At 43.4% G+C, this 511-nt stretch carries 1 protein-coding gene; it reads left to right on the top strand.

All coding sequences use genetic code 11. The features are described from left to right. The coding region (locus R7093_RS28315) for a DUF5666 domain-containing protein (protein ID WP_318147421.1) at nucleotides 1-511 on the top strand (511 nt) is incomplete at both ends.

The following is a 511-nucleotide window of genomic DNA, read 5'->3' as shown; positions in this document are numbered from 1 at the left end:
TAGGTCAATGGGTAGAAGTGGAAGGCAAAATGGAAGGGGATATTTTTGTCGCCTCTGACGTCGAAATAGAAGGCTATGACAACCTAGAAAACGACAGCGATGTAGAAGGCATCGTCACTTGGGTTGCGAACGATTACAGCGAGTTTTCACTAAACTACCGCGGTGCGTTCTTTGTTGATAACGCAACTCGATTCGAAGACGGTAGCAAAATGAGTTTAAAACAAGGCCAAGAAGTCGACGTTTCTTCTGTCTTGAGAAATGGCAAACGCATTGCCACCGTCGTTGAGTTTGAAGCGCCAGATTTTGATGACAACCATCAATGGCAAGGCAAAGAGTTTGAATGCGAAGGTTATGTGTCAAATTATGATGCGAATGCAAGAACATTTGAAATCGAACGTTGTGAGAATGATGCTGATCAACGGCTAAATAACAAATTAGTGGTTATCGATGCGCAAACTCAATTCCAAGGCATTGAAGAGCTGAACTTGAATGGTGCTCGTGTCGAAGTCGA

Source organism: Vibrio sp. 1580 (assembly GCF_033340055.1).
Note: the sequence above shows the minus strand (reverse complement) of the source record. Positions and strands in the feature narration are given on the sequence as shown.